The sequence below is a fragment of the Pseudomonas aestiva genome, from assembly GCF_039908605.1.
GTDB classification, from domain to species: domain Bacteria; phylum Pseudomonadota; class Gammaproteobacteria; order Pseudomonadales; family Pseudomonadaceae; genus Chryseomonas; species Chryseomonas aestiva.
Genome location: NZ_CP150916.1, coordinates 2,042,971 through 2,056,961, shown reverse-complemented (window position 1 = coordinate 2,056,961; position 13,991 = coordinate 2,042,971). Strand labels below are relative to the sequence as shown.

13 protein-coding genes are annotated in these 13,991 nt (G+C 66.9%); 11 read left to right on the top strand and 2 right to left on the bottom strand.

Annotation, left to right across the window (positions count from 1 at the left end; all coding sequences use genetic code 11):
* Positions 1-81 precede the first annotated feature (81 nt).
* The 7 genes from AABM56_RS09525 to AABM56_RS09495 all read left to right on the top strand — a co-directional run bounded on the left by AABM56_RS09525 (position 82) and on the right by AABM56_RS09495 (position 8,087).
* Entirely contained in the window at positions 82-1,815 is a 1,734-nt protein-coding gene (locus AABM56_RS09525; protein ID WP_347884042.1) for an AMP-binding protein, read from the top strand.
* Complete coding sequence (locus AABM56_RS09520; protein ID WP_133859308.1) at positions 1,812-3,326, top strand: CoA-acylating methylmalonate-semialdehyde dehydrogenase; 1,515 nt, start codon at positions 1,812-1,814, stop codon at positions 3,324-3,326. Before AABM56_RS09525 ends, AABM56_RS09520 begins: the two co-directional genes overlap by 4 nt.
* Before the next feature lie 13 nt (positions 3,327-3,339).
* Entirely contained in the window at positions 3,340-4,236 is an 897-nt protein-coding gene (gene mmsB / locus AABM56_RS09515; protein WP_208694848.1) for a 3-hydroxyisobutyrate dehydrogenase, read from the top strand.
* On the top strand, positions 4,233-5,285 hold the full coding sequence (locus tag AABM56_RS09510; protein ID WP_347884041.1) for an enoyl-CoA hydratase/isomerase family protein: 1,053 nt from the start codon (positions 4,233-4,235) through the stop codon (positions 5,283-5,285). The genes mmsB and AABM56_RS09510 overlap by 4 nt, the downstream gene beginning before the upstream one ends.
* Positions 5,286-5,296: 11 nt before the next feature.
* On the top strand, positions 5,297-6,448 hold the full coding sequence (locus tag AABM56_RS09505; protein WP_133859311.1) for an acyl-CoA dehydrogenase family protein: 1,152 nt from the start codon (positions 5,297-5,299) through the stop codon (positions 6,446-6,448).
* A 138-nt stretch (positions 6,449-6,586) separates the two neighbouring features.
* A complete protein-coding gene (locus AABM56_RS09500) occupies positions 6,587-7,387 on the top strand; it encodes a universal stress protein (RefSeq protein WP_133859312.1) in 801 nt (266 codons plus the stop codon).
* A gap of 148 nt (positions 7,388-7,535) precedes the next feature.
* Complete coding sequence (locus AABM56_RS09495) at positions 7,536-8,087, top strand: ATP-dependent Clp protease proteolytic subunit (protein ID WP_133859313.1); 552 nt, start codon at positions 7,536-7,538, stop codon at positions 8,085-8,087.
* A gap of 62 nt (positions 8,088-8,149) precedes the next feature.
* Here AABM56_RS09495 and AABM56_RS09490 read toward each other — a convergent pair whose 3' ends face one another.
* Entirely contained in the window at positions 8,150-9,910 is a 1,761-nt protein-coding gene (locus AABM56_RS09490) for a glycoside hydrolase family 5 protein (RefSeq protein ID WP_133859314.1), read from the bottom strand.
* Positions 9,911-10,308: 398 nt separating this feature from the next.
* On the opposite strand from AABM56_RS09490, the gene AABM56_RS09485 reads away from it, so the two are divergent.
* On the top strand, positions 10,309-10,716 hold the full coding sequence (locus AABM56_RS09485) for a response regulator (protein WP_158891078.1): 408 nt from the start codon (positions 10,309-10,311) through the stop codon (positions 10,714-10,716).
* Between the two features lie 65 nt (positions 10,717-10,781).
* Complete coding sequence (locus tag AABM56_RS09480) at positions 10,782-10,994, top strand: hypothetical protein (RefSeq protein WP_273862864.1); 213 nt, start codon at positions 10,782-10,784, stop codon at positions 10,992-10,994.
* 15 nt (positions 10,995-11,009) lie between these two features.
* Here the strand turns inward: AABM56_RS09480 and AABM56_RS09475 are convergent, their stop codons facing one another.
* Positions 11,010-11,471 carry an Lrp/AsnC family transcriptional regulator gene (locus tag AABM56_RS09475; protein WP_027597697.1) on the bottom strand — a complete coding sequence of 154 codons (462 nt, stop codon included), beginning with the start codon at positions 11,469-11,471 and terminating at the stop codon, positions 11,010-11,012.
* Between the two features lie 223 nt (positions 11,472-11,694).
* On the opposite strand from AABM56_RS09475, the gene AABM56_RS09470 reads away from it, so the two are divergent.
* Positions 11,695-12,927 (top strand): thiamine pyrophosphate-dependent enzyme, encoded by a 1,233-nt coding sequence (locus AABM56_RS09470; protein ID WP_187979062.1) that lies wholly within the window; start codon positions 11,695-11,697, stop codon positions 12,925-12,927.
* A gap of 4 nt (positions 12,928-12,931) precedes the next feature.
* Positions 12,932-13,990, top strand: coding sequence for an alpha-ketoacid dehydrogenase subunit beta (locus AABM56_RS09465; protein ID WP_187979061.1), 1,059 nt, complete (start codon positions 12,932-12,934; stop codon positions 13,988-13,990).
* The last annotated feature ends 1 nt before the right edge of the window (position 13,991 follow it).

The window sequence follows — 13,991 nt, the reverse complement described above, 5'->3', positions numbered from 1 at the left end:
GACCCACCCGCACGCCCCATCCCGGCGCCAGGCCGGACGCTGCCCTTCCTTCCCGCCCCTGCCGGCCGCGGGGGATCGCCCATGACCGCCGGCGACGCCTTCCGTGAAGCACGCGACTTCCTGCTGCGCCATCGCACCGACTACGCCACGGCCGTCCGCGATTTCCGCTGGCCGGAGCTGGAACACTTCAACTGGGCGCTGGACCATTTCGATCGCCTGGCCGAGGAGCATAGCGGTCCGGCGCTGTGGCGGCTGGATGCCGAAGGCCGGGAGGAGCGCTACAGCTTCGCCGAGGTGCGCCAGGCGTCGAATCGCACCGCCAATTTCCTGCGCGCCCAGGGTGTTCGTCGCGGCGAACGCATCCTGGTGATGCTGGGCAATGAGGTGGCGCTGTGGGAGACGCTGCTCGGTGCCTTCAAGCTGGGCGCCGTGGTGGTGCCCGCCACCACCCTGCTCAGCGATGCCGATCTGCAGGATCGCGTGCAGCGCGGGCGTATCGCCCACCTGGTGGTGGGCAGCGCCCATACGGAGCGTTGCGCCAGTCTGGATCCTGGCCTCACCCGCATCTGCGTCGGGGCGTCGGTGGCCGGCTGGCAGCCCTATGCGCCGGGCGCCTGTGCCAGCGATTTCCTGCCGGACGGCCCTACCCTCGCCACGGATCCGCTGCTGCTCTATTTCACCTCGGGGACCACCTCGCGGCCCAAGCTGGTCCTGCACAGCCACAGCAGCTATCCGGTCGGGCACCTGTCCACGCTCTACTGGATCGGTCTGCAACCCGGCGATGTGCACCTCAACATCTCCTCCCCCGGCTGGGCCAAGCATGCCTGGAGTTGCGTCTTCGCGCCCTGGAACGCCGGTGCCTGCGTGTTCATCCATGACGTGCCGCGCTTCAAGCCCCAGGCGCTGCTGGAGGTGCTGGCGCACTATCCGGTCACCAGCCTCTGCGCGCCGCCCACGGTATGGCGGATGCTGATCCAGGAGGACCTTGCCGCCTATCGCGATCGACTCGACCTGCGCGAGCTGGTCGGCGCGGGCGAGCCGCTCAATCCCGAGATCATCGACAGCCTGCAGGCGGCCTGGGGGCTGACCCTGAGAGACGGCTTCGGCCAGTCGGAAACCACCGCGCTGGTGGGCAACACCCCCGGACAGTCGCTCAAGCCGGGCTCCATGGGTCGTCCGCTGCCCGGGTGCCACGTCGAATTGCTGGATGCCGATGGCCGACCGGGCGACGACGGCGAGGTGGCCCTGTCCCTGCAACCGCGGCCGGCCGGGCTGATGCTGGGCTACGAAGACAGTCCGGAAAAGACCGCCGAGGTGATGCGCGACGGGCACTACCGCACCGGCGATACCGCGGTGCGCGACGCCGAGGGCTACATCACCTTCGTCGGCCGCGCCGATGACGTCTTCAAGTCGGCGGACTACCGCATCAGCCCCTTCGAGCTGGAGAGCGCCCTGATCGAGCATCCGGCGGTGATGGAGGTGGCGGTGGTACCGAGCCCCGATCCCCTGCGCCTCAATGTACCCAAGGCCTTCGTCATCCTCGCCGCCGACCACGCGCCTTCGCCCGCGCTCGCGCAGCAGCTGCTCGGTTTCGCCCGTGGCTGCCTGTCGCCCTACAAGCGGGTGCGGCGCCTGCAATTCGTCAGCGAACTGCCCAAGACCCTGTCCGGCAAGATCCGCCGCATCGAATTGCGCCTCGGCGAGGCCCAGCGCCGCGCCAGCGGCACCCCTGATGTCCACGACTACGCCGAAGAAGACTTCGCCGCTCAACCTGCCCCGGCCACCCCGGCCACCGCTCAGGAATCCCTGTCATGACCCAGACCGCCATCAAAGACGTGCCGCTGCTGATCGACGGCCAATTCGTCACCTCCACCAGCCGCGAAGGCCGCGAGGTGATCAATCCGGCGACCCAGGAGGTGCTGGCGCGGGTGCCCTTCGCCACCGCCGAGGAGGTGCAGCGCGCCGTGGCCAGTGCCAAGGCGGCCTTCGCCACCTGGCGCAAGACGCCCATCGGCGCGCGGGCGCGCATCTTCCTGCGCTACCAGCAGCTGATCCGCGAGCACATGAGCGAATTGGCGGCCTTGCTCACCGCCGAACAGGGCAAGACCCTGGCCGACGCCGAGGGCGATGTCTTCCGTGGCCTGGAGGTGGTGGAGCACGCCGCGGCCATCGGCAACCTGCAGCTGGGCGAGCTGGCCAACAACGTCGCCAGCGGAGTGGACACCTATACCCTGCTGCAACCCCTGGGCGTCTGCGCCGGCATCACCCCCTTCAACTTCCCGGCGATGATTCCGCTGTGGATGTTTCCCATGGCCATCGCCTGCGGCAACACCTTCGTCCTCAAGCCTTCGGAGCAGGATCCGCTGGTGACCATGCGCCTGGCCGAGCTGGCGCTGGAAGCCGGGGTGCCGCCCGGGGTGCTCAACGTGGTCCATGGCGGACCGGCGGTGGTGGACGCCCTCTGCGATCACCCGGACATCAAGGCGCTGTCCTTTGTCGGCTCGACCCGTGTCGGCACCCATGTCTATCGCCGCGCCAGCGAAGCCGGCAAACGCGTGCAGTGCATGATGGGCGCCAAGAACCATGCGGTGGTGATGCCCGACGCGCCCCGCGAGCAGACCCTGGCCAATCTGGTGGGCGCTGCCTTCGGGGCGGCGGGTCAGCGCTGCATGGCGGTCTCGGTGGTGGTGCTGGTGGGCGAGGCCAACAGCTGGGTGCCGGACCTGGTGGCCAAGGCGCGCAGCCTCAAGGTGGGTGCAGGTCACGAGCACGGCACCGACGTCGGCCCGCTGATCTCCTGCCAGGCCCTGGACCGGGTCAGCGGCCTGATCGAGCGCGGGCTGAGCGAAGGCGCGACCCTGGAGCTGGACGGCCGCAACATCCAGGTCGAGCGCTACGAGAAGGGCAACTTCGTCGGCCCGACGCTGTTTTCCGGGGTGACCACCGACATGACCCTGTACCGCGAAGAACTGTTCGGACCGGTGCTCTGCGTGATGCACGCGGCCACCCTCGACGAGGCCATCGCCCTGATCAACGCCAACCCCAACGGCAACGGCGTTGCCCTCTTCACGCGCTCCGGCGCCGCGGCACGGCGCTTCCAGGAAGACATCGACGTCGGCCAGGTCGGCATCAACGTGCCCATCCCGGTACCGGTACCGCTGTTCTCCTTCAGCGGTTCGCGCGCCTCCAAGCTGGGTGACCTGGGGCCCTACGGCAAGCAGGCGGTGCTCTTCTATACCCAGACCAAGACCATCACCACGCGCTGGCCCGACGAGCAGGACGTCGGCAGCGCCGGGGTCGTCAACACCACCATCACCCTCAAGTAAGGGAGACGCCAGCATGCATCTGGGATTTCTGGGACTGGGCAACATGGGCGCCCCCATGGCCCGCAACCTGCTCAAGGCCGGCCATCAGCTGACCGTCTTCGACCTCTCCACCGCCGCGCTGGAAGCGCTGCGCGCCGAAGGGGCCGAGGTTGCCGCCTCGCCTACCGCCGTGGCGGAAAGTGGCGCGGAAGTGATCATCACCATGCTGCCCGCGGCCGCCCATGTAAAGACGGTCTATCTCGGTGACGACGGGCTGATCGCCCGGGCCCGCCCGGGCACCCTGCTGATCGATTCCTCCACCATCGATCCGCTCAGCGCCCGGGCGGTGGCCAGCGCCGCCGCCGAGCGCGGCCTGGAAGTGCTGGACGCCCCGGTCTCCGGCGGCACCGGCGGCGCCGCGGCCGGCACCCTCACCTTCATGGTCGGCGGCAGCGAGGCGGGCTTCCAGCGTGCCCAGCCGCTGCTGGCCGCCATGGGTCGCAACCTGGTGCACTGCGGCGCCAGTGGCAACGGCCAGGTGGCCAAGGTCGCCAACAATCTGCTGCTGGGCATCTCCATGATCGGGGTGGCCGAGGCCATGGCCCTGGGTACCCGCCTGGGCATGGACGCCAAGACCCTGGCCGGGGTGATCAATACCAGCAGCGGGCGCTGCTGGAGTTCGGAGGTCAACAACCCCTATCCGGACGTGCTGCCCCAGGCGCCGGCCTCGCGCGGCTACCAGGGCGGCTTCGCCGCCGAGCTCATGCTCAAGGACCTGGGCCTGGCCACCGAGGCGGCGCGTGCCGTGCGCCAGCCAGTGATCCTTGGAGCTGTCGCGCAGCAGCTCTATCAGAGATTCAGCCGCGCGGGTGGCGGCGGCCTGGATTTCTCGGCCATCATCCAGGACTACCTGGACGAGGACGGTGCATGAGCGACGCCAAGGTGCTGTTGGAAAGACGCGGCGGGGTCGGCTATCTGACCCTTGATCGCCCGACCGGGCTCAATGCCCTGGATCTGCAGATGGTGCGCGCCCTGCACGGGGCGCTGCGCGACTGGGAGCAGGACCCGGCCGTGCGGGTGATCGTGCTGCGCGGCAACGGACCCAAGGCCTTCTGCGCCGGTGGCGACGTCCGCGCGCTGTACGACAGCTACCAGCGCGGCGACGACCTGCACCTGAGCTTCTTCACCGAGGAATACGCCCTCGACCTGGCGCTGCACCGCTATCCCAAGCCCATCCTGGCGCTGGCCCATGGGCTGGTGCTGGGCGGCGGCATGGGCCTGGTGCAGGCGGCGCGGCTGCGGATCGTCAGCGAGCGCACCCGGATGGCCATGCCGGAAACCGCCATCGGCTATTTCCCCGACGTCGGCGCCAGTCATTTCCTGCCACGCCTGCCCGACCAGCTGGGTCTCTATCTGGGCCTGACCGGGGTGCAGATCGGCCCGGCCGACGCCTTGGCCGCCGGCCTGGCCGATGTCTTCATTCCAGAAGCGGCGAACGACGACCTGCTGCAGCGCCTGGAGGCGGCCACCGCCCGCGGCCCGACCGATCTGGCCGCGCTGCTGCAGGAGTTCGCCGCGGCGCCGGCCGAAGTCGCGCGCCTGACCGAGCTGCGCCCGGCCATCGCCGAGCACTTCGCGGCGGCCACCGTCGAAGAGTTGCGCAGCGGCCTGCAGGCGGAGCAGCGCCCTGCCTATCGCGACTGGGCGCAGGAAACCCTTGCCACCCTGGACGCTCGTTCACCGCTGGCGGTCGCCACCGCCTTGGAGCTGTTGCGCCAGGGCGGTGGGCTGTCCCTGGAGCAGTGCTTCGCCCTGGAGCTGCACCTGGATCGCCGCTGGTTCGAGAAGGGCGAGATCATCGAAGGGGTGCGCGCCATGCTGGTGGACAAGGACCGCACGCCACATTGGAATCCGGCCCGCTGGCAGGATCTGGACCCCCGTCGCGTCGCGGCCTTTTTCTCCGACTTTCGCCATTCCTGAGGGAGGCTCCCATGCACGACATCGAACTCACCGAAGAACAACGCATGATCCGCGACCTGGCACGCGACTTCGCCCGCCGCGAGGTCGCGCCCCACGCCCGCGCCTGGGAAAAGGCCGAGTGGATCGACGACGCCGTGGTCGCCCAGCTGGGTGAGCTGGGCCTGCTGGGCATGGTGGTGCCCGAGCAATGGGGCGGCACCTACCTGGATTACGTCGCCTATGCCCTGGCCGTGGAAGAGATCTCCGCCGGCGACGGCAGCCTTGGCGCCCTGATGAGCATCCACAGCTCGGTGGGCTGCGGCCCGCTGCTGCGCTACGGCAACGCCGCGCAGCAGGATCACTGGTTGCCCGACCTGGCCGCCGGCAAGGTCATCGGCTGCTTCTGCCTGACCGAGCCCCAGGCCGGTTCCGAGGCGCACAATCTGCGCACCCGCGCGGTACTCGACGGCGACAGCTGGGTGCTCAATGGCAGCAAGCAATTCGTCAGCAACGGGCGCCGTGCGGGCCTGGCCATCGTTTTCGCGGTGACCGATCCGGAACTGGGCAAGAAGGGCCTGTCGGCCTTTCTGGTACCCACCGACACACCCGGCTTTCGCGTCGAGCGCACCGAGCACAAGATGGGCCTGCGCGCCTCCGACACCTGCGCGGTCACCCTGGACAACTGCCGCATCCCGGCGGCCAACCTGCTGGGCGAACGCGGCAAGGGCCTGGCCATCGCGCTCTCCAATCTGGAGGGCGGTCGCATCGGCATCGCTGCCCAGGCCCTGGGCATCGCCCGCGCGGCCTTCGAGGCGGCGCTGGGCTATGCCCGCGCGCGCATCCAGTTCGACAAGGCCATCATCCAGCACCAGAGCATCGCCAACATGCTGGCCGACATGCATACGCGCCTGAACGCCGCGCGACTGCTGATCCTGCACGCCGCGCGGCTGCGCACGGCTGGCCAGCCGTGCCTGAGCGAAGCCTCCCAGGCCAAGCTGTTCGCCACCGAGACGGGCGAATGGGTGTGCTCCAAGGCCATCCAGATCCATGGCGGCTATGGCTACCTGGAGGACTATCCGGTGGAGCAGTACTACCGCGACATCCGCATCACCCAGATCTACGAAGGCTCCAGTGAAATCCAGCGCCTGCTGATCACCCGGGAACTCGATCGCTACGAAATGTGAGGGCGTACGGGATGACGGCCGTGACCTGTCCAGCAAAAGCCGAAGATGACATCCAGGCGTCATCTGGACAGCGCCAGGCGGGTGCTACGCTCCGGACAGGGATCGTGTCTGGTCCCGGTCTTGCCAAGGAATACCGTTATGGCCTCCCTGCTCGCCTGCATCGATGGATCCCCCCACGCCGAGAGCGTCTGCGACCACACCGCCTGGTTGTCGCGACGCCTGGATGCGCCCGTCACCCTGCTGCATGTGCAGGAGTCGGCCAGTAGCGGCAAGAAGGTCGCCAATGGCGCGCCGGTCTATCTGGACGACGATGTCGGTGCCGGCATGGCCAAGGCGCTGCTGCTCAATGCCCGCCAACGCCTCCTCCAGCAGGGCCTGACCTCGGCACCGCAGATCCTGCGCCGCCCCGAGGGACTGGTGGATACGCTCAAGACCCTCGAAGGGGACACCCGCCTGCTGGTGATCGGCAAGCGCGGCGAGCGCTCCGGGGACAGCGGCATCGGCAGCCAGCTGGAAGCCGTGGTACGCGCCGTGCACCGGCCGATCCTGATCTGCTCGGGCCCCTTCAAGCCGCCGCGCCAGTTCACCATCGCCTATGACGGCCGGGAAGCTACCCACCAGGGCATCCTGGCGCTGGCGCGCAGTCCGCTGCTGACCGGCATGAGCGGCACCCTGCTGCGGGTCGGCGAAGACGATCCGATCCTGCGCAAGCGCCTGGAAGACCTGGCGTTGCTGCTGCGCAGCGCCGGGTGCCGGGTCGACACCACCGTCGCCCATGGCGACGTGGAGCGCATCGTCCCCCGCCACCTCGACGAACGCCGGGCCGACCTGCTGATCATGGGTGCCTACAGCCACTCCTCGGTCTGGCGCTTCCTGCGCGGCAGTCGCACCACCCAGCTGCTGCACAAGACCGAAGTGCCTATGCTGCTGCTGCGCTGATCCTGGTTGCGCCGAGACACAGTCCATCCGTCCGGGACGCGCTTCGTCGGCCAGCCGACCTCCACGCTCAAGCCCGTTCGAAAGTCGCCGAAGCACCTCTTATAGAGCCCCGCCCTCCGCCGGGCTCCCCGGCGCGTCGGTAGGCCCCATGAGCACCCATGTCATCCATTTCACCGGTCCCATCAATTCCACCAGTTGCGGCCAGCTGATCGCCCAGTGCTCCCAGGCGGTCCAGCAGGATGCCTCGCGGATTCTGCTGAAGATCGCCACCATGGGCGGCGATTGCAGCTACGGCTTCACGATGTACAACTTCCTGCTGTCCCTGCCGCTGCCGGTGCACACCCACAACCTGGGTACGGTCGAATCCATGGGCAACATCCTGTTCCTGGCCGGCGAACACCGCACCGCCAGTCGCCACAGCAAGTTCCTCTACCATTCCTTCTACTGGAACCTGAACAACTCGGTGGACCATGCGCGCATGGCCGAATACGCCATGTGCCTGGACTACGACCTGGACCTCTACGCCGGCATCGTCGCCGAGCGTACGGCCGGTGCCGCCGAAGCCCTGGACATCTACAGCTGCCTCAAGGCCAACGCTCGGCTGCTGAGTCCGGAAGCGGCCCTGACCACCGGGGTGATCCATGCGGTGGACGAGTGCCGAGTACAGCCGGACGAGGTCACCACCTTCATCCACCTTTAAGCGGGCAATAAAAAACCCGGTGGCCCACGTCCACCGGGTTTTTTATTGCCCGCTGCTGGAGATCAGCGGCTGAAGGACACCAGGGTGTTGGGGTAGCCGACGCTGGCATCCAGGCGGCTGGCGTCGAAGAACACCCCCAGGTTGCTGGCGCCCTCCTGCACATAGCTGATCTTGAGGATCTGCCCATTGACGAGGCGTACCGAGCCACCCAGCTTGAAGGCCGAGCGATTGGCCGCGGTGGCCGGGATGGAAATGGCGGCGCCGCGACGGTAGACACCGCGATTCCAGTCGGAATTGGTGAAGTCGTTGATGGCGCTGCTGACGCTGGCGGCGCTGGTCACGCCGGTGGGCGACACGGTCACGGACTTGGGATAGCCCACGGCGTTGCCGTTGAACGGCGTGCCCTCGGTGAAGACGCCCAGGCTGTTGCCGACCTGCACCCCGGAAATCCGCCGCACCTGGCCATCCGCGGTGGTGAGATAGGCACCGGCCTTGAAGGCGGCGCGATTCACCGCGGTACCGGGTACCGAGATCGCGGCCTTCTTGAGGAACACCCCCTTGTGCCAGTCCGGGTTGGTGAAGTCGTTGATCACCGAGGTCACGGTACCGGCGGTCGCACCGGTGCTCGGCGGAATCTGGACCCCGGCATTGCTACCGGTGTTGCCTGCGTTGCCGGTACCGGTGCCGCTGCCGGAATTGCCGCCGACGCTGCCGCCTGCCGAACCGCTGTTGCCGGTGGCACTACCACCGGTGGCCGGCGTGGTGCTGCCACTGGCGACCGGACCGATGGCGGTGCAGCTGCTGTCGTCCAGGTACTTGCGCAGGGTCGGCCACTGCGGCCGCTCCTGGCCGTTGATCGGCTCCACGGACATGAAGTAGCTGCCCCAACCGGGACCGGCGGCCCAGTAGGACGCCGGGATGCAGTTCTGCTTTAGGTAGGCGAGCATGTTGTCCATCAGCAGATTCCAGCGCGGATTGTTGTCCGGGACGCCGAATTCACCGATGTAGCCGCGCTTGTTGTTCTTCTTCAGCCAGTCGACAAAGGGCTTCACCCGGGTCACGCCATAGTTGGCATCGAGCTTGTTGACGTCGGTCTTGTCGTAGCTGCCGCCGGCGTTCTCGTCGAAGTAGGAATGCGCCGAGAAGATGATGTTGTTGGCCGGATCCTTCAGCCCCAGCAGGGCGTCGTTGAATTCGGCCCAGCGGGTGGCGCTCGACCAGCCGTTGCCTTCGACGATGACCGGGCGGGTGCTGTCCACCGCGCGCACGCCATTGATGCCGTACTGGGCCGCGGTCGGCCAGTAGGCCATGGCATCGTGGGGCTCGTTCATGATGTCGTAGGCGTACAGCGAGGACTGGCCGCTCCACTGCCGCGCGATGAGGGTCATGATCTCCTGGTAGCGGGCATAGGGTACGCCGCTGGTGCCGATCACCTGGCCGCGATAGCGGGCGTAGTTGTGCAGGTCGAGAATGATCTTGATGCCGTGCTTCTGCGCATAACCGAAGGTCTGGTTCACCAGGGCCACGTAGGCGCTGTCCAGCGGGCCGCCCAGACGCGGCTGCAGGCGCTCCCAGATGATGGGGAAACGGATCAGCTTGACGCCCCGCGCGCTCCACTGCTGGAAGTAGGCCTCCACCGGGAAGATGTAGTTGGTGCCATTGATGCCGGGCAGCACCTGGGGCGCGAAGCCCGCACCCGACAGATTCAGACCGACCAGGCTGACAGGCTCGGCCTGGGCAACGCCAGCGGACAGCGCGAGAACGGTAGCGGCCGCGGCGAGCGGACGACGAAGGGCGGTAGCGAAGGAGCGGATAGGCGTCATGGTCGGATACTGCTCAGGGAGGCGTGGCGTCGATATCCTTTGTGTACGAGCAAAGCCTGGGTTTAGGTAAGGCCACTGGGACGTGACAAAAAAAGCACTCTGCGTCCTGCAGTTGCCTTACCCAATACAAGTCATATGCCAGGTGGCTGAAACCTTTCACCCCAAAAGTAGTCCTTCCGCTTCACTGTCACGCTGAAACCCCTGACCTAGAGCCTTTACGGCAAACGTAACCAAATGTGCGCGGCATGGGGTCGCAGTGTCGAAACGCTGCGTCTAACAAGATAATCGCACCCTGAAGACAGAAATCTGACGCCAAATTCATTGACGCTCAGACTGGGGAATTTTCCTGGGTCGCGGCTATCCAAGGCTCAGCAACGTCTTGTATATAAGGTCCAGTCATGCGCGCAGAACAGCCGGGAACCCCTGTCTTCCGACCCACTCTCCTGGTGGTGGACGACGAGCCACTGGTCGCGGATTTCGTCCGCGAGATCCTCGAACCCGAAGGCTTCAACATCATCGCCGCTGACTCCGCCGACACCGCGTTGACGCTGTTGGAAAAGGAAGACGCCAACATCGACCTGCTGCTCACGGATATCCGTATGCCGGGTTCGATGGACGGGGCGCAGCTGGCCAACATGGTCTGCCAGCGCTGGCCAGATATGCCGATTATTGTCATGTCCGGCTACGAAACGCCGTCCACCGCAAGCATCAAATGCCAGGTGCGCTTCCTGCCCAAGCCCTGGTCCATCGGTCAGCTGATCGATGCAGTGAACGGCGTCGCCTATTCGGTTACGCCCAGCGCCTGAAGACCTGGGAACCTTGGCGATGTGAATAGTGTCACATCGCCACCCTGGTACTTAGGACAATAACAATGCTCGCCCTCACCCATCAGTTCGTCGCTCAATTGCCCAACATCGATTGCCTGTTTGGCCCGTTGACCCCGGATGGCGGTCTGCCCGTGCAGCTCGGTCGTTCCTGCGACGAGCGCCGGCTGACCCTGATGCTGGATATGGCGCGCCTGCGTGATAGCGCCTATTGTGCCGCTCAGGCGCAGCAGGTCCGCAGCTCGCTCGGCATTCGCTAACGGCTTCTCCTGCGCTCAGAGCGGTGGCGCCGGCCTGAGTAGCACCGCCTTCAGCGAAAAGGCCGAGGTCACACTGGCCACCCCGGGAATGCAGGTCAGGGTCTCGGCCAGAAAGTGCTGATAGGCCGCGAGATCCTGCACCACCACTCGCAACACATAGTCGGCATCCCCGGTCATCTGGAAACAGCTCATCACCTGAGGTGCCTTGACGATCTCCCGTTCGAAGGCGCGCAGGTAGTCGGTGGACTGCTTTTCCAGGCGCACCGAGACGAAGACGCTGACACTGCCGGCCAGCCGGGTCTCGTCGAGTTGGGCGTGATACCCCTGGATGTAGCGCTCCTCCTCCAGACGCTTGACCCGCCGTAGCGTCGGGGTCAGCGACAGCCCGATCTTCTGCGCCAGATCGCGCCAGCTCAGCCGCCCATCGGCGGACAGGGCATTGAGGATGCGCAGGTCGATACGATCCAGACCAGCCATGGTGCAAAACCTCTACTGTTGTTCTTGTACTGAGTTCAATAGCACCAAAAGCCCGGGCTGCCCACCCCGAAATTGCGGCAAAACGGCTAGTGGAGCCGGCCTATACTCAGGTGACCAATAACAAGAATGCCGAGGCCTCCACCATGTGGCACCCTGCATCGCATCCGGACGGCCAACCCGTCCTGCGACCCGCCCGCACCCTCATCCAGCTGGAGGGGCGGCCATGAGCGACTACCCTCCCCTGCGCCTGCACGTCCCCGAGCCCAGCGGCCGACCGGGACGTCCCACGGATTTCAGCTACCTGCAACTCTGCCCCGCCGGTCGTGCGGAAAGGCCGCCGGTGGACGTGGCACCGGTGGATACCCGGGAACTGGCCACCCAGCTGATCCGCATCCTCGACGAAGAGGGTCGCGCCGTCGGCCCCTGGGCCAGCGAAGAAGCGCCCGAACTGCTGCTGCAGGGCCTCAGGGCCATGCTCAAGACGCGGCTGTTCGATGCGCGGATGCTCAAGGCCCAGCGGCAGAAGAAGCTCTCCTTCTATATGCAGTGCCTCGGTGAGGAAGCCATTGCCGTCGGCCAGACCCTGGCGCTGCGCCCGGACGACATGCATTTCCCCACCTATCGCCAGCAGGGCATCCTCATCGCCCGCGAGGCGCCGCTGGACGAGATGATCTGCCAACTGTTGTCCAATGCCCGGGATCCGCTCAAGGGTCGCCAGCTGCCGGTGATGTACTCCTACCGCGACCTCGGCTTCTTTTCCATCTCCGGCAACCTGGGCACCCAGTACATCCAGGCGGTGGGCTGGGCCATGGCTTCGGCGATCAAGGGCGATACCCGCATCGCCGCCGGCTGGATCGGCGACGGCGCCACCGCCGAAGGCGACTTCCATGCCGCCCTCACCTTCGCCCACGTCTACCGGGCGCCGGTGATCCTCAACATCGTCAACAACCAGTGGGCCATCTCCACCTTCCAGGCCATCGCCGGCGGCGAGGGCATCACCCTGGCCACCCGTGGCCTCGGCTATGGCATCGCCGCCCTGCGGGTGGATGGCAACGACTTCCTCGCCGTGCTGGCCGCCTCGCGCTGGGCCGCCGAACGTGCCCGACGCAACCTGGGGCCGACCCTGATCGAATGGGTGACCTACCGCGCCGGTCCCCACTCCACCTCGGACGATCCGTCCAAGTACCGTCCCGCCGATGACTGGACGCACTTCCCCCTGGGCGATCCCATCGACCGGCTCAAGGCGCACCTGATCGGTCGCGGGCTCTGGTCGGACGAACAGCACCAGGCGCTGACCGCCGAGCTGGAAGCCGAGGTGGCGACCGCGCAGAAGGCCGCCGAAGCCCATGGCACCTTTGCCAGCGATCTCGCCCCCAGCGCCGCCGACATGTTCGAGGAGGTCTACCAGGACCTGCCGCCGCACCTGCGCCGCCAACGCCAACAGCTCGGGAAGTGACGCCATGACCGTACAACAGGAAACCGACCTGCCGACCCAGGCCGGCAGCCGCAGCACCCTGACCATGATCCAGGCCATCCGCTCGGCGATGGACGTGATGCTCGAACGCGACGACAACGTGGTGGTGTTCGGCGAGGACGTCGGCTACTTCGGCGGCGTCTTTCGCTGCACAGAGGGCCTGCAGGCCAAATATGGCGCCTCGCGGGTGTTCGATGCGCCCATCTCGGAGAACGGCATCGCCGGCGCCGCGGTGGGCATGGGCGCCTACGGCCTGCGCCCGGTGGCGGAGATCCAGTTCGCCGACTACGTCTACCCGGCCATCGACCAGATCGTCTCCGAGGCGGCGCGGCTGCGCTATCGCTCGGTCGGCCAGTTCACCTCGCCGCTGGTGTTCCGCATGCCCTGTGGCGGCGGCATCTATGGCGGCCAGACCCACAGCCAGAGTCCCGAGGCCATGTTCACCCAGGTGTGCGGCCTACGCACGGTGATGCCCTCCAATCCCTACGACGCCAAGGGCCTGCTGATCGCCTCCATCGAGAGCGACGACCCGGTGATCTTTCTCGAACCCAAGCGCCTCTACAACGGCCCCTTCGACGGCCATCATGATCGTCCGGTAACGCCCTGGTCGGGCCACCCGGCCAGCGCCGTGCCAGACGGCTATTACCGTGTGGAGCTGGAACGGGCCGCCGTGGTCCGCCCTGGCAAGCAGGTCACGGTGCTGACCTATGGCACCACCGTCTGGGTCGCCCTGGCGGCCGCCGCCGAGACCGGCATCGATGCCGAGGTGATCGACATCCGCAGCCTCTGGCCGCTGGACCTGCAGACCCTCACCGATTCGGTGAACAAGACCGGCCGCTGCGTGGTGGTCCATGAAGCCACCCGCACCTGCGGCTATGGCGCCGAGCTGGTGTCCCTCATGCAGGAGCACTGCTTCCATCGCCTGGAGGCGCCCATCGAGCGCGTGACCGGCTGGGACACCCCCTATCCGCATGCCCAGGAATGGGACTACTTCCCGGGTCCGTCCCGGGTCGGCGCCGCGCTCAAGCGCGTCATGGAGGTCTGAG

Excerpts from the sequence above, each read along its gene's own strand:
- AABM56_RS09525 (WP_347884042.1), top strand. The coding sequence starts at position 82 with ATGACCGCCGGCGACGCCTTCCGTGAAGCACGCGACTTCCTGCTGCGC.
- AABM56_RS09520 (WP_133859308.1), top strand. The coding sequence starts at position 1,812 with ATGACCCAGACCGCCATCAAAGACGTGCCGCTGCTGATCGACGGCCAA.
- mmsB (WP_208694848.1), top strand. The coding sequence starts at position 3,340 with ATGCATCTGGGATTTCTGGGACTGGGCAACATGGGCGCCCCCATGGCC.
- AABM56_RS09510 (WP_347884041.1), top strand. The coding sequence starts at position 4,233 with ATGAGCGACGCCAAGGTGCTGTTGGAAAGACGCGGCGGGGTCGGCTAT.
- AABM56_RS09505 (WP_133859311.1), top strand. The coding sequence starts at position 5,297 with ATGCACGACATCGAACTCACCGAAGAACAACGCATGATCCGCGACCTG.
- AABM56_RS09500 (WP_133859312.1), top strand. The coding sequence starts at position 6,587 with ATGGCCTCCCTGCTCGCCTGCATCGATGGATCCCCCCACGCCGAGAGC.
- AABM56_RS09495 (WP_133859313.1), top strand. The coding sequence starts at position 7,536 with ATGAGCACCCATGTCATCCATTTCACCGGTCCCATCAATTCCACCAGT.
- AABM56_RS09490 (WP_133859314.1), bottom strand. The coding sequence starts at position 9,910 with ATGACGCCTATCCGCTCCTTCGCTACCGCCCTTCGTCGTCCGCTCGCC.
- AABM56_RS09485 (WP_158891078.1), top strand. The coding sequence starts at position 10,309 with ATGCGCGCAGAACAGCCGGGAACCCCTGTCTTCCGACCCACTCTCCTG.
- AABM56_RS09480 (WP_273862864.1), top strand. The coding sequence starts at position 10,782 with ATGCTCGCCCTCACCCATCAGTTCGTCGCTCAATTGCCCAACATCGAT.
- AABM56_RS09475 (WP_027597697.1), bottom strand. The coding sequence starts at position 11,471 with ATGGCTGGTCTGGATCGTATCGACCTGCGCATCCTCAATGCCCTGTCC.
- AABM56_RS09470 (WP_187979062.1), top strand. The coding sequence starts at position 11,695 with ATGAGCGACTACCCTCCCCTGCGCCTGCACGTCCCCGAGCCCAGCGGC.
- AABM56_RS09465 (WP_187979061.1), top strand. The coding sequence starts at position 12,932 with ATGACCGTACAACAGGAAACCGACCTGCCGACCCAGGCCGGCAGCCGC.